Origin of the sequence: Cryptosporangium aurantiacum (assembly GCF_900143005.1) — a bacterium.
GTDB classification, from domain to species: Bacteria; Actinomycetota; Actinomycetes; order Mycobacteriales; family Cryptosporangiaceae; genus Cryptosporangium; species Cryptosporangium aurantiacum.
Genome location: NZ_FRCS01000002.1, coordinates 45,719 through 64,137 on the forward strand (window position 1 = coordinate 45,719; position 18,419 = coordinate 64,137).

Consider the following 18,419-nt stretch of genomic DNA (forward strand, 5'->3'; position numbering starts at 1 on the left):
CGGTGCCGTCGTATCGTCGGACCCGGACGGTGGTGCCCGGAACGGTGCCGCTTATGCCCGCGCGCTCTGGCCGAGCAGAAGCCGTTGGGTGCTCAGCAGGCCCGGTCGGATGCCGATCAGGGTGAAACGGGATCCGGCTCGCGGAGGAGAGCGGCATGCAGCGTCATGCGTTGCTCAGGGCCGCACTCACCGACCGCGGGCTGCTCGCCCTCGGGTGCGGGTATCTGCTGGTCTCCGCGTGGCTGCTCTTCGGCACCACCCCGGAGCCGGGCCGCACGACCGTGTTCTGGGCCGTGCAGTTCCCCGGTGACCTGCTGTTCTTCGTCAGCGCGCTGTACCTCACCCGGCACTTCCGCGGCGATCGGCGTCCGCATCGGTTCTGGCGCCTGTTCACGCTGGCCGCGGCCGCGTTCATGACCGCCGACCTCCTCCGCACGGTGGAGGGCCTGCTCGGCCTGGAGACGACCGAGCCGGGGCCGGTCCAGCTCACGTGTTTTGCGATCGGCCAGACCGCGATCGTCGTGGCGCTGGCCGGCTTCCCGATGCTGATCGGCGCGGGCGCCGCCCGGCACCGGTTCCTGCTCGACGCCGCGATCGTGTTCGCCGGTGCCGGTGCGATCGTCTGGTTCCTCGTCACCGACCCGCGGGCGGCGTCCGCGAGCAGCAGCGGCGTGGTCAGCGGCCTGGTGATCGGCGCGGGCGTCATGCTGGTCGGGTTTCTCTCGGTCAAGCTGGTGCTCAGCGGCCACAGTCCGGTCGCGCGTCCGGCCGCGGTCACGATGATCACCGCGGGCATCGTGCAGGTCGCGCAGACCGCGGTGCTGCCGATCTACGCGGTGCCGCTGAGCGACGGCGCCTCGCTCGCCGTCCAGCTGCTGCCGACCGTGCTGATCGCCGCCGGACCGCGGATGGAGGTACTGCGCGTCCGCCTCGACCCGACGTCCCGGCCGGGCCTCCGGCGCCGCCCGTACAGCCTGCTGCCGTACGCGGTCGTCGGCATCGTCCAGCTGCTGCTGTTCACCGCGCTTCTGGTCGACCCGGAACTCAACCTACGGTTCCACGGGATGCTGGTCGCGATGGCGCTGACCACCGCGCTGGTCGTCGTCCGCCAGCTGTTGTCGGTCAGCGAGAACGCACGGCTGATCGACGAGCTCGACCGGAGCCTGCTGGAGCAGCGCGCGCAGAAGGAGTGGTTCAGCTCGCTGGTGGCTCACTCGTCGGACCTGACGCTCGTGCTCGACGAGCAGAACGTCATCACGTACGCCTCTCCGGCGGCCGAACGGGTCCTCGGCCTGCGTCCGGAGCAGCTCGTCGGCGTGCGCCTCCGCGATCAAATGCACGTCGACGACCTGGAGCGACTCGGCCAGGGGTGGGCGACCCTGCAGGAGACGCCGGGGAAGGAGTGGACCGTCCAGGTCCGCCTGAAAACCGCAGAGCGGGGCTGGCGCTGGCTGGAGACCGTCAACACGAACCTGCTCGACGTCCCCTCGATCCGCGGCATCGTCTCGAACTGCCGGGACGTCACCGAAGCCCGCGAGCTGCAGGACCAGCTCCGCTACCAGGCCGAACACGACGTGCTGACCCAGCTGGCGAACCGGCGGCTGTTCACCGAACGGCTCGCCGGGGCCGGTGACCGCGTGGCGCTGCTCGCGATCGACCTGGACGGGTTCAAGCCGATCAACGACACGCACGGCCACCACGTCGGGGACGCGGTGCTGATCGCGGTGGCCGAGCGGATCCGGCGCTGCGTCCGCCCGACCGACACCGCCGCCCGGCTGGGCGGGGACGAGTTCGCGGTGCTGATGCCCGGCGCGACGCTCGACGCCGCCCAGCGGCTCGCCGCCCGGATCCGCGGTGTGCTCGCCGACCCGATCGCGATCGGGTCGCTGCTGCTCACCATCGGCGCCAGCATCGGCGCCGCCGCGGGTAGCGCCGCTGATCCGGAGGCGCTGCTCCGCCGGGCCGACGCCGAGATGTACGCGGTGAAGCGGAATTCTGATGCAACACGGTCGCGGATGCCGGCGACGGACGGGGTGTGACGATCTCCGACGTACGGACCGACCGCCAGTTATGGGCGGACGCGGCGCAGCGGGACGGTGAGGCCTTCGGGGCGCTGTTCCGGCGTCACTCGCGGGCGGTGTACAACCACTGCTTCCGGCTCACCGGATCGTGGACGGTGGCGGAGGACGCGACCTCGGTCACGTTCCTCACGGCCTGGCGGCGCCGTGAGGAGGTCCGGCTCGCCCGCGACTCGGCGCTGCCCTGGCTCCTGGCGGTCGCCACCAACGTCAGCCAGCACCAGCAGCGCTCACTCCGTCGGCGGCTGGCGCTGGTCGGGCGGTTGTCGGCTGATCCACCCGAGGTCGACCACGCGGACGACGTCGCCGCGCGCCTCGACGACGAGCGTCGGATGGCCGAGGTGCTCCGGGTCGTCGGCCGGTTACCGCGGGCCGAGCGCGAAGCGCTGGCCCTCTGTCTCTGGTCCGGCGTCTCCTACGCGGACGCAGCCCTCGCGCTCGGCCTCGCGGAGAGCAGCGTCCGGGCCAGGGTGAGCCGCGCCCGCGCCCGACTCGCCGCCGAGCTGCCCAGCCCAACACTCGAGGAGCACCAATGACTCTCCAGCTTCCTCCGGAGCGGGACCTGCCGCCCCACCGGGCGCGCGACATCGAGGCCGCGCTGGTCGACCAGATCGTCAACGGGCCGCGGACCGCCCGGCGACGCTGGCTGGTGCCTGCCGCCGCGGCGGCGGCCGTCGTGGTGACGCTCGGCACCGTGGTCGGTGTCCTCCGAAGCACCGACCGGGACGAGGTGACGCCGGTCGCGTCCGACCCGCCGAGCGCGTCGGTGACGCCGAGCGCCCAGGCGTCGCCGACGCCCTCGGTGGAGCAGCCGACCGGTCAGATGGAGTCGATCGTGCCGGGGTGCGTGGACTCGTACGCCTACGGCGGCCCGCCCGAGGACCGGGCACGGACGAAGGGCGCGCGGCTCTACAACCTGCTCGGGACGCCGTCCGACGGCGTCGCGCTGATCTACGCCGACTCGATGTACATCTACTGCCGGATCGGCGGCGACGTGATGGCGTACAACGCCGGCGGCGGTGGCGTGGGGTCGCTGCACTGGCTCCCGGGCGCCTACCGGGTCGACTACCACGAGCAGAGCACCATGATCGCGGACGGGATCGCCACGACGACCGTGTTGGTCGGCGGGCGGGCGACCGACGAGGTCGCGCGGGTGACCGTGCAGGTGGCGGACGACGTCAGCGAGGCTCAGCTGCAGAACGGGACCTTCCTCGCGACCGCAGAGACGAGCGCTGCGGCCGAGGAGACGAGCGCGCCGGGCGAGGAAGCAGGCGTGCCGCGCACGAAGCCGACGAAGGTCACGGTGCGGGCCTACGACGCCGACGGGAGACAGCTGACGACCAGCTCGGCGAAGTGCATGAAGACACCGGACGGCGAGCTGATCGACAACGACGACTTCAAGGGCGGACTCACCGACTGCATCCCGGCGGTGGCCTGGCCGTAAAGGCGCGGCCCGCCACCCTCGCGGGTGGCGGGCCGTCGTGTGCCTGGTTCAGGACGCGTTGCGGTTGACTGCTCGGACGCCGACCCAGAGGCCGAAGACGCCGGTCACGACCGACGCGACCAGTCCGGCCGCGACCGTGCCCGACCAGACCTCGCCGGCGAACAGCACGCGCTCGGCGTCGACCAGATAGGTCAGCGGGTTCACGTGCGAGAGCGCTTTGAGCCAGCCCGGGCCGTTGTCGATCGGGAGCAGGATGCCCGCGATCAGCAGCAGCGGGAAGAGCAGCGTCTGCTGCACCGTCCAGAAGATCCACTCTTGGCCCTCGCTGACCAGCGCCAACGCGTAGGAGAGCGCACCGAGCCCGACGCAGAACACCGACAGGATCAACAACCCGACCACGACCCCGACCGGGTGCAGCCGGAAGCCGAACGGAATCGTCGCCAGGATCAGGATCACGGTCTGCGCGAGCATCGGGACGATCTCCTTGAGCGCCCGCCCGATCAGCAGCGACGACCGGCTCAACGGCGAGACCAGCATCCGCTCGTGCGACCCGGTCTGCATCTCCAGCTGCAGATTCGACCCGGTGATCGACGTCCCGAACAGGCACGACATCACGACGATGCCGGGCACGAACCACTGCAGCGGCGAACCTCCGCCGACGGCGTCCGGCAGCAGCGGCGCGAACAGCGCCAGGAAGAACACCGGCTGGACCATCGTGAAGATCAGCGAGAACGGGTTGCGTAGCTGCGGACGCAGCTCGCGGCTGAAGACCACGGTGGTGTCCCGGACGAGGGTGCTCATGCCACGACCTCCTGCTCGGTGCTGGTGGTGTCGGTGGTGACGGTGCCCTCGCGCAGGCTCCGTCCGGTCAGTTCGAGGAAGACGTCGTCGAGCGTCGGCCGCTTGACCTCGACGCTGATCACGGTCGCGTCGGCCTCGTCCAGGCAGCGGAGCAGCTTCGGCACCAGGTGGGTGCCCTCCGGAACCCGGATCGTGAGCTCCGCGCCCTGCCGCTCGATCCGGGCGCCGGCGATCAGGTTCACGCACCGCTCGACGCCTCGCGTCGCGGAGGCCTCGGTGTCGAACGCGAGCGCGATCCGGTCACCCACGTGCTCGGACTTCAGCCGCTCCGGGCTGTCGTCGGCGATCAGCAGCCCGTGGTCGATGACCACGATCCGCTCCGCGAGCTGGTCGGCTTCCTCCAGGTAGTGCGTGGTCAGGACGATCGTCGTGCCGTGCTCGTCGTGCAGCCGCCGGATGTGCTCCTGCAGGTTCACCCGGTTCTGCGGGTCGAGGCCGGTGGACGGCTCGTCGAGGAAGAGCAGCGGCGGCGTGTGGATCAGGCCCATCGCGATGTCGAGCCGGCGCCGCTGTCCGCCGGAGAGCGAGGAGACGATCCGGTCGGCGACCGCCTCCAGCCCGAGCGACTCGATCAACTCGTTCGCGCGACGCCGCGCAGCGGCCCGGTCGAGTCCGTAGGAGCGGCCCTGGCTGATCAGCTCGTCCCGGCCGCGCTGGCTGTGCCCGGCGCCGTTGCCCTGGCCGATGTAACCGATCCGCTTCCGCACTTCCCGCTGGTCGCGCGCAACGTCGAAGCCCGCGACCGATGCGGTGCCCGAAGTCGGGCTGAGCAGCGTCGTGAGCATCCGGAGCGTGGTCGACTTGCCGGCCCCGTTCGGGCCGAGCAGCGCGACGAGCTCGCCGGGGCGAACCTCGAGGTTCAGTCCGCGGACCGCTTCCACCGTCTTCTTCTTGACCACGAAATTCCTGGTCAGATCGCTGGTGTGGATCATCGTCGTCGTCATGAGATCTACGGTAGAAATGATTCCGGCCAGTTTCTGACCTCAATTCGAGGAATCTTGAATTCATGGCGAACACAAGTGAGCGGACTCTGCGGCTGCTGTCGCTGCTGCAGACGCATCGGTACTGGCCAGGCGGCGATCTAGCCGACCGCCTGGGGGTCAGCGAGCGCACCCTGCGCCGGGACGTCGACCGGCTGCGCGAGCTGGGCTACCCGGTCGACGCGAGCCGGGGGGTGGCGGGCGGATACCAACTCCGGTCGGGGACCGTGATGCCGCCGCTGCTGCTGGACGACGAGGAAGCGGTGGCGATCGCGGTGGGGCTGCGTACCGCGGCCGGTGGTGCGGTCGAGGGGATCGAGGAGACGTCGGTCCGCGCGTTGACGAAGGTGATCCAGGTGATGCCGCCGCGGCTCCGGCGCCGGGTCGAGGCACTGCGCTCCTACACCGTGCCGGGGGTCTTCACCAGTGGACCGGTGGTGGACGCACAGGCGCTCGCGGTGATCGCCAGCGCGTGCCGGGACGACGAGCGGCTGCGGTTCGACTACACCGCGCGCGGTGCGGAGCGCACGACGCGGCTGGTGGAGCCGCACCGGCTGGTCTCGCTCGGCCGCCGCTGGTATTTGGTGGCGTGGGACACCGAGCGCGGCGACTGGCGGACGTTCCGCGTCGACCGGCTGGTCGACCCGCGGCCGACCGGCGCCCGGTTCCGGCAGCGCGAACTGCCTGCGGACGACGCGGCCGCGTTCGTCAAGCGGCGGCTGAACGAGCGTCCGCACCGGTACACGATCGAGGTCGTCGTGAACGCGCCGGAGAACGCCGTCCGGATGGCGTTCGGACGCGAGGCCGACGTGACCGAGACCGAACCCGGGGTCTGCCGGGTGGCCATCCGGAGCGACTACCTCGAGTGGCCGGTCGCGTCGCTGGGCTGGCTCGGGGGCGAGTTCGAGGTGATCGGTCCGCCCGAGTTCATCGAGCTGGTGCGCGCGACTGGCGAACGGTACGTCAGAGCCGTCTCACGCCAGCCCCGCGTCGTGGGCTAGCAGCGCGACCTGGGTCCGGTTGTCGAGCCCGAGCTTCACCATCACCCGGGTCAGGTGCGACTTCACGGTCGCCACGCTGAGAAACAGCTCGGCGGCGATCTGCGCGTTCGTCCGGCCGGTCGCCACCCCGAGCACGATGTCGCGCTCCCGGGGGCTGAGGGTCTCCAGCGCCGCCCGCGCGCGCTCGAACGCCCCGGCCTCCACCGCGACCCGGTCGATGAGCTTGCGGGTGACCTGCGGCGAGAGGATCGGGTCGCCGGCCGCGACCCGGAGGATGGCGTCCACCAGCTGGTCGGGCGGGGTGTCCTTGAGCAGGAAGCCGCCCGCCCCGGCCCGCAACGCCTGCAGCACGTGCTCGTCGGTGTCGAACGTGGTCAGGACGATCACTTCCGGCGCCTCGGGACGACGTCGCAGCCGCCGGGTAGCGGTCACGCCGTCCACGCCCGGCATCCGGATGTCCATCAGGACGACGTCCGGGGAGTGCGCGCTCACCGCCTCCGGCACCTCGACGCCGTCGCCGACTGCCCCGACGACCGCGACCGACCGGCCGTTCTTCTCGACGCCGTCCAGCATCAGCGTCAGGCCGGCCCGCACCATCGCGTCGTCGTCGACGATGAGCACCCGGAGCGGGCGCGCAGGCGTCAGGTCGGCCACGGCAGCCGCACCCGCAGCCGGAAGTCGCCGCTCGGGGACAGCCCGTGCTCGATCTCTCCGCGCGCCAGGCCGACCCGCTCGGTCAGGCCGAGAAGGCCCGTACCGGCGCCCGGCACCACAGCGGCCCCCGGCACCACAGCGGCGCCCGCCGGCACCGGCACCGGGTTCCGCAGCTCGATCCGCAGCCCCTCCCCCGGCGCGCCGTCGAGCACGACCGTCACCGGCGCTCCGGGCGCGTGCTTCCGCGCGTTCGTCAGGCCCTCCTGGACGATGCGGTAGGCGGTGCGGCTCACGGCCGCCGGCGGTTCCCCGGTGCCGACGCGGTTGTCGAGAGCGACCGGAGTACCGGCGTCCCGCGACTCGCCGACCAGCCGGTCCAGGTCACCGAGGGTCGGCTGCGGACGCGTGCCCGTGTCGTCGTCCTCACGCAGCACGCTGATCACCTGACGCAACTCGTCCAGGGCTTCGTGGACCCCGGTTCGCACCACACCGGCCGCGGCCGACAGCTTCTCCGGCGCCGCGTCCGGACGATATTCGAGCGCACCGGCGTAGGTGGCCAGCAGCGACAGCCGGTGGGCGAGCACGTCGTGCATCTCGCGGGCGATCCGGGTGCGCTCGGCCAGCCGCGCCTCGGCCACCCGCCGCTCCTGGTCGGCCTCGGCGCGGCGCGCCCGCTCCCGGAGTGACGCCACCAGCTCCCGGCGGATCCGGCCCACGGTTCCCCAGCCGACCAGCGCGGCGTACGCGACCGTGATCATCACCAGCCACCACGGGTAGGACAGGCTGGCGCTCGGACGCCACGCACCCTGGACGGCGTGCGCAGCGACCCCGGCGGTACCGATCACCGCGGCCAGCCGGAACGGGCGGCACTGCGCGACCTGCAGCGCCGCGGCGGACGCGGTAGGGGTCGCGGCCGGCGAGATCACGGCGAGCACGGTCAGGACGGTCGCAGCCGGTACCGGCCAACGCACCAGAACCGGCATCAGCGCCAAGCCGAGCACGCCGACGAGGACGTCGAGAACGAGCAGGTGGCGGTGGGCTTCCTCGGGGAGGCCGTAGATCGTCGCGCCGACCAGGAGGGCCATCACGACTAGGACGATGGCCTGGACGAGCAGTCCGGAGCCGCGTCCACGACTCCGGACCTGCCCGGCGTCGGCGCAGGCTGTGGCGGTCATGAGGTCAGGCTAGGTTCGCGATCGGCGCGGCGATACCGACCAAGGTCGAAGCCGGTTCCCACTCCCGAACGAACCGCTTTCGCCGGTTCGCCGAAGCGGCGGGGGCGCACCCGCATGACCCGCCGACCGTTCCTGATCTGGGGTGTCGTCGCGGCCGTCGTGTTCCTGCTGTCGTCGGTCCCGGCAATGGCGTCCGGCGTCGCTGCCGCCGACAAGGGCGTCCTGCTCGGCTTGCACTCGGTGGTGTTCGTCGTCCTCGTCGCCGGCTTCCGGCGTACTACGTCAGCTCGCCCCAGTGGGTGAAGCCCGTCGTGTGGCGGGTGCGGCCGTTCGGCAGGACAGCGAGGGCCTCGACGTCCGGGAGCTCCTCGATCCACGCGAGGCCACGGTCGGGGCCCATCGCGAATGCCGCCGTCGCGCAGGCGTCGACCCAAGCCAGTCGCGGGCCCACGACCGTCACGCTCGCCAGGGCGTCGGCGGGCGTACCCCGGTGCGGGTCGACGATGTGCCGCCCCCGCTCGGCGGTGCCCGACGTGGCCACCGCGGCGTCCCGGACGCTGACGACCGCGACCAGCCTGCGGGAACGGAGCGGGTGGGCGATTCCGACCCGCCACGGGCGCTCTGCGGCCGCCTCGCCGACCACTTGGACGTCACCGCCGCCGTTCACGACGTGGCTGGTCGATCCGGCCGCGGCGAGCAGGTCGCTGGTCCGCTCGATCGCCCAGCCCTTCACGATGCCGGTCGGGTCGAGGAAGCCGTGCGGCGCCTCGGTGAAGTAACCGTCGCTGGCCTCGGACGCCTCGCGGACCAGGCCCAGCACCTCGCGGACCTCGGCCGGGCACTCGGCGGGAGTCAGTTCGCCCCGGCTCAGCCGGGAGACGACGCTGCCCGGCTGGTACGTGGAGAACGTCGCGTCGGCCCAGTGCAACCAGCGGATCGCGGCCTGAACCGCCTCGGGTGTCACGCCGCCGCCGCGGATGTCGAGCGAGAATACGGTCCCCATGCACTCCTCGACGCGCCGCACGGGCGCCGGGACCGTCGCGATCAGCGCCGGGCTGGCGAACGTCGTCGCGGTCAGCGTCACAGCCCCGCCTGGTCGAGCGCGCTTTGCAGGGACTCCTTGTAGCTCTCCGTGGTGAACGTCGCGCCCGAGACAGTGTCGACGTCGGCGCTGTTCGCGTCGAGCGTCGCCTGCTGCAGCTTGGGCAGCGCGTTGCCCGCGATCTGCTCGGACTTCTTGTCCTTGGGGTTCAGCGCGGCGATCTCGACCTTGGTGATCGAGGTGCCGGACACCGTGACCCTGACCTGGAGCGACTCGTACGGGTTGGTCGCGACCTTGCCGGTCGCGGTCTTCGGCGCGCCGTCGGCAGGAGCGTCCCCAGCCGGAGCGTCCCCAGCCGGAGCGTCGGCCTTGGCAGACGGGTCAGCCGCCACCGGCTTCTCGGCCGCCGCAGGCGGAGGCGCCGCCGCCTCCGCGACGGCCTCCGAGGGCGCCAGGTTGGCCTTCAGGCCGATCAACCCACCGAGACCGGCAACGGTTCCGAGCAGGGCGTACAGGAATCGACGCACGAAGGTGCTCCTAGAACTCGAACGACTCGTGGTGAACCCGGCGGCGCGCGACACCGGCGTCGCGAAGCGCCTCCCGCGTCGCCGCGATCAGCGACTCCGGCCCGCAGAGGTAGACGTCGTGGTGCTTCAGGTTCGGCACCAGCCACTCCAGTTGCTCGGCGCCGAGGGGGTCGCCGCCGAGCTGCTCACGGGTGCCGACGAGGTAATGCACCCGGGCGCCGCGGTCGAACGCGATCTCCTCGATCTCCGCGCGCAGCACCAGGTCGGACATGTGCCGGGCCCGGTAGATCAGCGTGATGTCGCCGGGGCGGCCGGGCAGCGTCTCCAGCAGCGCCCGCAGCGGTGTGATGCCGACACCCGCCCCGATCAGCAGCACCTTCCGGCGGCGGCGGACACCGCCGGTGAACGCGCCGTACGGGCCGCTGGCCATGACCTTGGTGCCGGGCTGCAGCCGGGCGAGCTGCCGGCTGTGACCGCCGGCCTCCTTGACCGTGATCCGCAGACGCCCACCGGACACCGGCGCCGACAGCGAGTACGGGTTCGACGCCCACCAGCCCTCGGACGTCAGGAACCGCCACCGGAAGAACTGACCGGGCTCGGCCTTGAGGTCCTGCAGGTGCCGCCCGGTGAGGTACACCGAGACGACGTCCGGCCCCTCCATCCGGACGCCCTCCACCTCCAGCCGGTGCCGGAACGCCTGCCGGACCGGGGTGACCACGCGGTACCAGATGAGCAGCACGGTGACCACGCCGTACAGCGTCGACCAGGCGATCTGCGCGGGCTTGTTGCCGACGAAATCGGCGCCGGTCGAGAACTGGTGCAGGAACGAGAGCGCGATCGCCAGGTAGGTGCCGAGGTGGATCAGGTGCCAGGCCTCGTAGCTCATCCGCTTGCGGGCCGCGCGGGCCGAGACGGCGCCGATCGTGACGAACAGCCCGGCGCCGATCGTCGCGTAGAGGACGTCCGGGTAGTCGCGCAGCAGCGAGAGGCCCTGCCCGACCACCGACGTCCGGGCCGTGACCGCGTAGCCCCAGGTGATCAGCAGCCCGTGGGCGATCAGCATGCTGACCGTGTACCGGCCGCCCATCGCGTGCCAGCGGGTCAGGCGGTCGGTGCCGATGCCTCGCTCCAGCGCCGGCACCCGCGCCATCAGGCCGAGCAGGATGATCGCGCCGTAGCCGGCGAGCAGGCCGGTGATCCGTCCGGCGTGGGTCAGGTAGTCCCCCAGACCGGAGATCGTGGTGGTGTTCGTCCACCAGAGTCCGAGGACGGCGACAGCACCGGCGCCGATACCCACCAGGACCGGCGTAGGTCCGACCCGTAACGCGGGAGCACGACCCGCCGGCGCTCGGACCCCGTGCGCCGGCACGTACTGGTTCAACGTGGCGGTCATGGCTATGGCCTCCTGTGCCGTCTTGTAAAAAAGGCACGGGGCGCACGAGGGGGAAGTTCAGGTCGCGGCCTTAAGAAAACCTAGGAACGCACGATTCCCGTTCGACGAGGTGTACCGGGAGCACCGTGAGGCGCCGCAGACGTCGTCCCGGCTGGTCGATCCGGTCGAACAGCCGCGTCGCCGCGAACCGGCCCAGCGCCTCCGGGTCCTGGTCGACGACGGTCAGCGCGGGCCGCAGCGAGCCGGCCAGCGGGAAGTCGCCGAAGCTGACCAGCGCCACGTCGGTGCGGCCGAGGCGTTGCAGCGCCGGGACGATCGCGATCGAGCACTTCGGGTTCGAGGAGAGGATCGCGGTGGGCGGGTTCGGGCCGGCCAGTACCTCGGCGGCGTCCTCCCCCGCGGCAGTGCCGCCCGCGCCGGCGAACCGCACCAGGTCCTCGTCGGGCTCGATGCCCGCCTCGCGCAGCGCCGCGTAGTACCCGTCGAGCCTGCGGCGGGTCGTCGCGATCTGCACCTCATCGCCGATGTACGCGATCCGGCGGTGGCCGTGCCCGATCAGGTGCGCGGTGGCGGCCTGTGCGCCGCCGACGTCGTCCTCGACCACGGTGTCAGCGGTCAGCTTGCGCGGCGGCCGGTCGATGAACACCAGCGACGTGCGGGCCTTCCACGGCTCCAAGTAGGACTGGTCTGCGCTGACCGGCGTCGAGATCAGGCCGGCGATCTGGCGGCCGAGCAGCGCTTCCACGCCCGCGCGCTCCAGCGTCCCGTCGGTGCCGAGGCTGGTGACGAACGTGGCGACGCCACGCCCCCGCGCCACTTGCTCCACGGTGTGCGTCACCGCGGCGAAGAACGGGTCCGAGATGTCCGGCACCGCGACGCCGATCGCCGGGTCGCGTCCGAATCGGAACGTGCGGGCCAGCAGGTTGGGCGTGTACCGCAGCTCGGCGATCGCCTCCTCGACTCGCCTGCGGACGTCGTCGGAGACGTACCGGTCGTTGTTGACCACACGGGACACCGTTTTTGCGCTGACCCCGGCGCGATCGGCGACCTGCCGCATGGTGACCAACACGTTCTCCTGCCTGGTGGGTGAGCGGATGGTACCGACTTCCTGACACCGGTGACATCCGTTACCGGTTCGTTACAAGTCACCGGTGACAGTGACGCAGGACACGCCTAATGTGCGTTAACACCGCATGAACGGGGTGATCCGGTTGCCATCACCACTCCTCGAGGCACGGGGCCTCAATCGCAGCTTCGGACACGTGAGAGCCCTCCGAGACGTCGACTTCGAGGTGTACTCCGGCGAGGTCACCGCGCTGATCGGCGACAACGGCGCCGGCAAGTCCACACTCGTCAAGGCGCTGTCGGGCAATTTGGAGCTGGACTCGGGCGAGCTGTCGTTCGAGGGAAAGCCGGTGCGGATCGACACGCCGCAGCAGGCGTCCGCATTAGGCATGGAGGTCGTTTACCAGGACCTCGCGCTCGCGCCCCACCTCAACCCGGTGCAGAACATGTTCCTGGGCCGGGAGGTCCCCCGCCGCGGCCTGCTCGGCCGGTTCGGCTTCCTGGACGAGAAGGCGATGCGTGCCCGGGCGGAGAAGGGCTTCGCCGAACTCGGCGGAACGGTCCGCGCCCTGGGCGCCCCGGTCGGCTCGATGTCCGGCGGGCAGCGCCAGCAGATCGCGATCGTCCGGGCGATCACCTGGGCGGCCCGGATCGTGTTCCTCGACGAGCCGACCGCCGCGCTGGGCGTCGTCCAGACCCGGAACGTGCTCGACACGATCAAACGGGTGCGGGACAAGGGCGTCGCCGTCGTCCTGATCTCGCACTCGATGCCCGAGGTGATCGAGGTCGCCGACCGGATCCAGGTTCTCCGGCTCGGCACGCGGGTGGCGACGTATCACGCCGCCGAGACCGACGTCGACCAGCTCGTCGGCGCGATGACCGGATCCCTGGAGACGACGCGATGAGCGCGGTCGAGCCGAGCACCACGGCCGAGATCAACGGCGTGGACGAGGCCGTCGAGGAGGATCAGTCGCTCCTCCAGCGGATCGGCGCGCTGCAGTCGGTGTGGATCCTCGGCGTCCTCCTGGTGATCGTCGTGTTCTTCTCGATCACCGGCGGCGACCGCTTCCTCTCCACCAGCAACTTCTCGCAGATCTCGCAGAACGTCGCGGTCTGGGCGGTGATCGCGGTCGGCATGACGTTCGTGATCGTCACGTCCGGCATCGACCTCTCGGTGGGCTCGGTACTGGTCTTCTCCTCGGTCATCGCCGCGAAGACGATGGACGCCGCCGGCGGCGAGGGGTACGGGGTGGCGGCGCTCGGCATCCTGGCCGCGCTGGTGTCCGGCCTGGGCTGGGGCCTGATCAACGGCTTCCTAGTGGCGAAGGCGAAGGTCCCGCCGCTGATCGTCACGCTCGGCACGCTGTCGGTCGCGCTGGGGCTGGCTCAGGTGATCACCGGCGGCATCGACATCCGGGCCGTGCCGGAGGTGATGACCGACTACAACACGTACATCAAGATCGCCGGCATCCCGGCGCTGCCGTTCACCGCGTTCGTCGTCGTGGTAGTCGGCGGGGTGATCCTCCACCGGACGCGGTTCGGCCGCTACACGTACGCGGTCGGGTCGAACGAGCTCGCCGCCCGGCGGGTGGGCGTCCGCGTCGACCGGCACCTGATCAAGGTCTACGCGCTGGCCGGGCTGCTGTCGGGTTTCGCGGCGGTGCTCGCGCTCGCGCAGTACGGCACGACGACGATCGCCGGTCAGTCGCTCACCAACCTCAACGTGATCGCCGCCGTGGTCATCGGCGGTACCTCGATTTTCGGCGGCGAGGGATCGATTTTCGGCACCGTGGTCGGGCTGTTCATCCCGGCCGTTCTGCAGGCGGGCTTCGTCATCATCGGCGTCGAGCCGTTCTGGCAGGGCGTCGCCGTGGGCACGGTCCTGATCGCCGCCGTCTACTTCGACCAGAGCCGCCGGGCCGCCGCTGCCCGCGGCTCCGGCGCCAAGCGCTCCTCCCTGCGGTCAGTGCTGCTTCGCAACCGGTAAGCCTCCTTGATCGGAATGGGAAGGTCTGCAATGAAGCGAACCCCCCTCGCCGTCCTCTGTGTTCTCGCCCTGGCGTTGGCCGGGTGCTCGTCGTCGAAGCCGGACGAGGAGACCGGGCCAGGCGCGGACGATGCGACCGCCGCGTCCTCGCAGGCCGCGGTCGACAAGGCCAGCAAGAACTACAACATCCAGTTCGTCCAAGGCGTCCAGGGCGACGAGTTCTACATCACGATGCAGTGCGGGATCGAGGAGGAGGCGAAGCGGCTCGGCGTCACGGTGAAGACGCAGGGGCCGACGAAGTTCGACCCGACGCTGCAGAAGCCGATCGTCGACTCGGTGGTCAGCGCCAAGCCGGACGCGCTGCTGGTGGCTCCGACCGACGTCACCGCGATGCAGTCGCCGCTGAACCAGGCGAAGGCCGCCGGCATCAAGGTCGTGCTCGTGGACACCACGGTCAACGACCCGTCGGTGGCCGTGTCGGCGATCGCGTCCGACAACGTCGGCGGCGGAAAGGCCGCGTTCGAGGCGATCCAGAAGCTGGCGCCGCAGGGCGGCAAGGTGCTGGTCATGTCCACCGACCCCGGCATCTCGACGATCGACCAGCGGGCCAAGGGCTTCGAGGACGCGGTGAAGACCGACTCGAAGTACCAGTACGTGGGCGTGCAGTACTCGCACAACGACCCGGCCACCGCGGCCAACCTGATCAGCGCGGCCCTGCAGAAGGACCCGGACATCGTCGGCGTCTTCGCCCTCAACCTGTTCTCCGCGGAGGGCACCGCCACCGGAATCCGGCAGGCGGGCAAGTCGGGCAAGATCCAGGTCGTCGGGTTCGACGCCGGGCCGAACCAGGTCGCGGCGCTGCGGGCGGGCACGGTTCAGGCGCTGATCGCGCAGCAGCCGGCCGAGATCGGCAAGTTCGGTCTCGACGCGGCGGTCGCGGCGCTGGACGGTGGCAAGGTGACGCCGAAGGTCCAGACCGGGTTCACGATCCTGACGAAGGACAACATCGACGGTGACGGCGCGAAGGCCGTCTACAAGTCGAACTGCTGAGTTCACGGTGCCTGGTCCCCGCCGCGGCGGGGATCAGGCCTCCAGCTCTTTGCGGACGTCGTCCGCGCGCGACGAGCCGATCTCCGTGTAGAGCGCGAGCGCCTGTTCGAGGTGGCTCCGTGCGGCCTCCGTCGTACGCGCCAGCCCGACGTGAGCCCGTGCCTGCTCGGCGCGCTCGCCGATCGTCGTCGCCAGCGTGAGCGCGGCGGTGAACCGGTCGGCGGCCTCCGGATCTCCCTGCCCCTGGAGGGCCTCGGCCAGGCCGTTCAGCGCGCACGTCTCGCCGTACCGCTCTCCGATCGTGCCGAACAGCGCCACGGCCTGCCGGAGATATCCGGCGGCCTCGCCCGGCCGGTTCAGGCTCAGGTGCACCTCGCCGAGGTTGGTGAGCGCGGTCGCCTCCCCGCCGTGGTGCCCCAGCTCCCGGAACTGCTCCAGCGCCTCGGAGAGCAGCCCGATCGCCTCCTCGTCCCGGCCGAGCCGCATCAGGATGTCGCCGAGGTTGGTCTCCGTGTTCGCCTGGCCCACCCGGTCGCCGAGCTTCCGGAACAGCGCGAGGGCCGCGGTGTGGTGCCGCTCGGCGTCGGCGTAGGAGCCGGTCTGCTGGTAGATCACGCCGAGGTTGCCGACCGTCCGCGCCTCACCGACCCGGTCGCCGAGCTCGCGGAACAGCGCCAGCGCCCGCTCCAGATGGTCGATTCCGTCCGGGTACCTGCCGAGCTGCCAGAACACGACGCCGAGCTGGGCCAGCGCGGCCGCGGCGCCCGCGCGGTCGCCGGTGCGCTCGGCGGCGTCCAGCGCGCACCGGTGGACGGTCAGCGCGTCCGCCGAGTGCCCGCCGTTGTCGAGGTAGACGTAGAGCGTCGACGCGAGCAGCCCGGTCACCGTGGTCGGGCCGTGCGCGCCGGTGTGCTGGCAGACCTCGATCAGCACCGGCCGGTGCGAATCGAGCCAGGCTCTGGCGTCGTCCGGACCGGCGAACGCCGGCAGCGGCGTGCCGATCGGGCCGACGGCAGGGCGCCGGTGCCGTTCGGCCGGGTACAGCGCGTCCATCGCCGCGGACGCTGCCGCGACGTAGTAGTCGAGCAGCCGCGCCCGGGCCGCCCGCTGTTTCCCGGCGCCGTCCTCGGCGTCGGACTGCGCCCGCGCGTACGCCCGCAGCAGGTCGTGGACGCCGTACCGATCGCCGGCCGTCGGCCGGATCAGGTGTGCCCTGGCCAGCGCCGCCAGCGCGTCCCGGGCGTCGTCGAGGTTCTCGTCGGCGAGCGCGGCGGCGGCGTACGCGTCGAACTCCGCGCCGGGATGCAGCCCGAGCAAGCGGAACGTCCGTGCGACCGTCGCGGCGAGCCGCTGGTAGGACCAGGAGAACACGGCTCGGACGTCCGCCCGCGGGTCGCCACCGACGTCCAGCAGGTCCATCCGGGCTCGGTGGTCGGCCAGTTCGGCGACGAGGTCGGCCAGCGAGCTGCCCGGTCGCGCTCCGGCGAGCTCCGCGGCCACCCGCAGGGCCAGCGGGAGCCGGCCGCACTGCTCGGCCAGCGCCGCGGCGGCGTCCGGCTCGTCGTCGACCCGGCGGCCGATCAGCGACCGGAGCAGCGCGGTCGACTCATCGGGTTCCAGCAGGTCGAGGAGGAGCCGCTGGGCGCCGTCCACGGCGACCAGCCCGCCGAGGGTGTCCCGGCTGGTCACCAGCGTGGCGCAGGTCGGTGACCCGGGCAGCAGCGGCCGCACCTGCTCGACCGAGGACGCGTTGTCGAGCACGACGAGCAGCCGCCGGCCGGACAGCTCGGTGCGGTAGCGCGCGGCTCGCTCGTCCGGGTCGAGCGGAACGTCCCTGGCGGAGACACCGAGCGCGGTGAGGAAGCCGGCCAGGGCAGTGGCCGGCGGCACCGGCGGCTCGGTCCCGTACCCGCGGAGATCGACGTAGAGCTGCCCGTCCGGGAACCGGCTGCGGGCGGCGTGCGCCCAGCGGACGGCCAGCGCGGTCTTCCCGACCCCGGCGGTGCCGGAGACCGCGGAGACGACGACGGCGTTCGTCGTGGTGCGCAGCCGCGCGGTGAGCTCGGCGAGCGCGGCTTCGCGTCCGGTGAACGCGGGCACGTCCGCGGGTAGTTGCGCGGGAACCGGACGGCGCACGGGGTCCTTGGCCGTCTCGCGCAGGACGGCCTCGTGGGCCGCTCGCAGGTCCGGCCCCGGTTCGCATCCCAGCTCGGCGACGATCCGGGCGCGCGCTCGCGCGTAGGTGTCGAGCGCTTCGGTGGTGCGACCGGTCAAGTGCAGTCCCCGGACCAGCTCCACCAGCAACGGCTCGGCCAGCGGGGCAGCGGCGACCAGTTCGTGCAGGACGTCGACCACCGCAGCCGGGCGGCCGAGCGTGGTCTCGGTGCGCGCCCAGAGCGCCACCGCACTCCGACGTTGCTGTTCCAGCCCTTCTCGGACGGTGTCGGCCCAGGCGCCCGGCACGTCCGCCAGCGGGGGCGCTTGCCACAGCTCGAGCGCGGCCCGTAACCGGTCCGCGCGGCGCTCGTCCGGGCAGTCGTCCGCTCTGGCGTCGGCAATCAGCCGCCGGAACCGGTGCAGGTCGACGTCGTCGGGATCGGCTTGTAACGCATATCCGCCGGAACGGCGTTCGACCGCGGCGCCCAGCCCGGTGAGCGCCCGGCGGATGCGGGCGATGTGGGCGTAGAGGTTGTCCCGTGCCTTCGCCGGCGGGTCCTCACCCCAGACGCGGTCCACCAGCGTCTCCACCTGCACCGGACGACCGACGTCGACGAGCAGCGCAGCCAGTACCGTCCGGCGCTTCACCGGCCCCAGATCCACTGCACGGCCCTCGGCCGTCACCTCCAGCGGTCCGAGCAGCCGGAATCGGGGCACGTGTCTCCTCTCGGATGCGGACCGCGGCCCGACCCGAGCCGCGACGCTCTTCAGTAAACAGGTATGAACCCACCAGACAAGATTTGCGCAAGGTTTTTCGTGCATCGTTCGGTCGACAGGGCGGGTTCTCGGTTCCGTGCCGGCACGGGGCAGCACGGGACCGAGCAGACCACGGCCCTGACCCACCCAGATTTCGCCCAGTGGACGCCCCGAGCGGCGGACAGCTGGTCGGCTTCACTCGAGATACGCCGCCCGAGAGGCGCGGACGGACGAGGGGGCCGCCTGCGC

17 protein-coding genes are annotated in these 18,419 nt (G+C 71.6%); 8 read left to right on the forward strand and 9 right to left on the reverse strand.

The annotated features are described in order from the left end of the window. The first annotated feature begins 155 nt into the window (after positions 1 to 155). From BUB75_RS07055 to BUB75_RS07065, 3 genes are read left to right on the forward strand one after another with little or no spacing between them, the layout of a single operon-like run. Positions 156 to 2,039, forward strand: coding sequence for a sensor domain-containing diguanylate cyclase (locus BUB75_RS07055; protein ID WP_073253063.1), 1,884 nt, complete (start codon positions 156 to 158; stop codon positions 2,037 to 2,039). Then, complete coding sequence (locus tag BUB75_RS07060) at positions 2,036 to 2,614, forward strand: RNA polymerase sigma factor (RefSeq protein WP_073253067.1); 579 nt, start codon at positions 2,036 to 2,038, stop codon at positions 2,612 to 2,614. Before BUB75_RS07055 ends, BUB75_RS07060 begins: the two co-directional genes overlap by 4 nt. Further along, positions 2,611 to 3,522: a hypothetical protein gene (locus BUB75_RS07065; protein WP_073253070.1), complete on the forward strand. Its 912-nt coding sequence runs from the start codon at positions 2,611 to 2,613 to the stop codon at positions 3,520 to 3,522. Before BUB75_RS07060 ends, BUB75_RS07065 begins: the two co-directional genes overlap by 4 nt. A gap of 48 nt (positions 3,523 to 3,570) precedes the next feature. Here BUB75_RS07065 and BUB75_RS07070 read toward each other — a convergent pair whose 3' ends face one another. Both BUB75_RS07070 and BUB75_RS07075 read right to left on the reverse strand, forming a co-directional pair. Further along, complete coding sequence (locus BUB75_RS07070) at positions 3,571 to 4,323, reverse strand: ABC transporter permease (RefSeq protein WP_073253073.1); 753 nt, start codon at positions 4,321 to 4,323, stop codon at positions 3,571 to 3,573. Further along, on the reverse strand, positions 4,320 to 5,315 hold the full coding sequence (locus BUB75_RS07075) for an ATP-binding cassette domain-containing protein (protein WP_073255070.1): 996 nt from the start codon (positions 5,313 to 5,315) through the stop codon (positions 4,320 to 4,322). The genes BUB75_RS07070 and BUB75_RS07075 overlap by 4 nt, the downstream gene beginning before the upstream one ends. A 74-nt stretch (positions 5,316 to 5,389) precedes the next feature. Between BUB75_RS07075 and BUB75_RS07080 the strand changes: the two genes are divergently transcribed. Further along, positions 5,390 to 6,364: a helix-turn-helix transcriptional regulator gene (locus BUB75_RS07080; protein ID WP_073253076.1), complete on the forward strand. Its 975-nt coding sequence runs from the start codon at positions 5,390 to 5,392 to the stop codon at positions 6,362 to 6,364. On the opposite strand, the gene BUB75_RS07085 is transcribed toward BUB75_RS07080, so the two are convergent. Beyond that, positions 6,338 to 7,018 carry a response regulator transcription factor gene (locus BUB75_RS07085; protein WP_073253079.1) on the reverse strand — a complete coding sequence of 227 codons (681 nt, stop codon included), beginning with the start codon at positions 7,016 to 7,018 and terminating at the stop codon, positions 6,338 to 6,340. The two genes, BUB75_RS07080 and BUB75_RS07085, sit on opposite strands and share 27 nt — an antisense overlap. After that, complete coding sequence (locus tag BUB75_RS07090; RefSeq protein WP_342761122.1) at positions 7,006 to 8,103, reverse strand: sensor histidine kinase; 1,098 nt, start codon at positions 8,101 to 8,103, stop codon at positions 7,006 to 7,008. The genes BUB75_RS07085 and BUB75_RS07090 overlap by 13 nt, the downstream gene beginning before the upstream one ends. 204 nt (positions 8,104 to 8,307) lie before the next feature. Here BUB75_RS07090 and BUB75_RS07095 point away from each other — a divergent pair, with 204 nt between their 5' ends. Next, positions 8,308 to 8,496 (forward strand): DUF6069 family protein, encoded by a 189-nt coding sequence (locus tag BUB75_RS07095; RefSeq protein ID WP_073253083.1) that lies wholly within the window; start codon positions 8,308 to 8,310, stop codon positions 8,494 to 8,496. On the opposite strand, the gene BUB75_RS07100 is transcribed toward BUB75_RS07095, so the two are convergent. The 4 genes from BUB75_RS07100 to BUB75_RS07115 all read right to left on the reverse strand — a co-directional run bounded on the left by BUB75_RS07100 (position 8,471) and on the right by BUB75_RS07115 (position 12,212). Next, positions 8,471 to 9,196 (reverse strand): FAD:protein FMN transferase, encoded by a 726-nt coding sequence (locus BUB75_RS07100; protein ID WP_084740728.1) that lies wholly within the window; start codon positions 9,194 to 9,196, stop codon positions 8,471 to 8,473. The genes BUB75_RS07095 and BUB75_RS07100 overlap by 26 nt on opposite strands. A gap of 77 nt (positions 9,197 to 9,273) precedes the next feature. Continuing rightward, a complete protein-coding gene (locus tag BUB75_RS07105) occupies positions 9,274 to 9,762 on the reverse strand; it encodes an FMN-binding protein (protein WP_073253086.1) in 489 nt (162 codons plus the stop codon). A gap of 10 nt (positions 9,763 to 9,772) precedes the next feature. After that, positions 9,773 to 11,155 (reverse strand): ferredoxin reductase family protein, encoded by a 1,383-nt coding sequence (locus BUB75_RS07110; protein ID WP_073253090.1) that lies wholly within the window; start codon positions 11,153 to 11,155, stop codon positions 9,773 to 9,775. A gap of 70 nt (positions 11,156 to 11,225) precedes the next feature. Beyond that, the gene (locus tag BUB75_RS07115) at positions 11,226 to 12,212 is read right to left on the reverse strand and encodes a LacI family DNA-binding transcriptional regulator (protein WP_245806233.1); all 987 of its coding nucleotides are present in this window, start codon (positions 12,210 to 12,212) and stop codon (positions 11,226 to 11,228) included. 136 nt (positions 12,213 to 12,348) lie between these two features. Here BUB75_RS07115 and BUB75_RS07120 point away from each other — a divergent pair, with 136 nt between their 5' ends. From BUB75_RS07120 to BUB75_RS07130, 3 genes are read left to right on the forward strand one after another with little or no spacing between them, the layout of a single operon-like run. Next, the gene (locus BUB75_RS07120; RefSeq protein WP_073253096.1) at positions 12,349 to 13,125 is read left to right on the forward strand and encodes an ATP-binding cassette domain-containing protein; all 777 of its coding nucleotides are present in this window, start codon (positions 12,349 to 12,351) and stop codon (positions 13,123 to 13,125) included. After that, complete coding sequence (locus tag BUB75_RS07125) at positions 13,122 to 14,207, forward strand: ABC transporter permease (RefSeq protein WP_073253102.1); 1,086 nt, start codon at positions 13,122 to 13,124, stop codon at positions 14,205 to 14,207. The genes BUB75_RS07120 and BUB75_RS07125 overlap by 4 nt, the downstream gene beginning before the upstream one ends. Positions 14,208 to 14,237: 30 nt before the next feature. After that, complete coding sequence (locus tag BUB75_RS07130) at positions 14,238 to 15,257, forward strand: ABC transporter substrate-binding protein (protein WP_218617353.1); 1,020 nt, start codon at positions 14,238 to 14,240, stop codon at positions 15,255 to 15,257. Between the two features lie 33 nt (positions 15,258 to 15,290). Here the strand turns inward: BUB75_RS07130 and BUB75_RS07135 are convergent, their stop codons facing one another. Then, positions 15,291 to 18,131, reverse strand: a complete 2,841-nt coding sequence (locus BUB75_RS07135; protein WP_218617354.1) for an AfsR/SARP family transcriptional regulator — start codon at positions 18,129 to 18,131, stop codon at positions 15,291 to 15,293. Positions 18,132 to 18,419 lie beyond the last annotated feature (288 nt).

Bases quoted from the DNA above. Each gene is read 5' to 3' on its own strand.
- BUB75_RS07070 (WP_073253073.1), bottom strand. From the start codon at position 4,323: ATGAGCACCCTCGTCCGGGACACCACCGTGGTCTTCAGCCGCGAGCTG.
- BUB75_RS07125 (WP_073253102.1), top strand. From the start codon at position 13,122: ATGAGCGCGGTCGAGCCGAGCACCACGGCCGAGATCAACGGCGTGGAC.
- BUB75_RS07115 (WP_245806233.1), bottom strand. From the start codon at position 12,212: ATGCGGCAGGTCGCCGATCGCGCCGGGGTCAGCGCAAAAACGGTGTCC.
- BUB75_RS07120 (WP_073253096.1), top strand. From the start codon at position 12,349: ATGAACGGGGTGATCCGGTTGCCATCACCACTCCTCGAGGCACGGGGC.
- BUB75_RS07130 (WP_218617353.1), top strand. From the start codon at position 14,238: ATGAAGCGAACCCCCCTCGCCGTCCTCTGTGTTCTCGCCCTGGCGTTG.
- BUB75_RS07055 (WP_073253063.1), top strand. From the start codon at position 156: ATGCAGCGTCATGCGTTGCTCAGGGCCGCACTCACCGACCGCGGGCTG.
- BUB75_RS07075 (WP_073255070.1), bottom strand. From the start codon at position 5,315: ATGATCCACACCAGCGATCTGACCAGGAATTTCGTGGTCAAGAAGAAG.
- BUB75_RS07095 (WP_073253083.1), top strand. From the start codon at position 8,308: ATGACCCGCCGACCGTTCCTGATCTGGGGTGTCGTCGCGGCCGTCGTG.
- BUB75_RS07065 (WP_073253070.1), top strand. From the start codon at position 2,611: ATGACTCTCCAGCTTCCTCCGGAGCGGGACCTGCCGCCCCACCGGGCG.
- BUB75_RS07100 (WP_084740728.1), bottom strand. From the start codon at position 9,196: ATGGGGACCGTATTCTCGCTCGACATCCGCGGCGGCGGCGTGACACCC.
- BUB75_RS07110 (WP_073253090.1), bottom strand. From the start codon at position 11,155: ATGACCGCCACGTTGAACCAGTACGTGCCGGCGCACGGGGTCCGAGCG.
- BUB75_RS07080 (WP_073253076.1), top strand. From the start codon at position 5,390: ATGGCGAACACAAGTGAGCGGACTCTGCGGCTGCTGTCGCTGCTGCAG.
- BUB75_RS07090 (WP_342761122.1), bottom strand. From the start codon at position 8,103: ATGGCCCTCCTGGTCGGCGCGACGATCTACGGCCTCCCCGAGGAAGCC.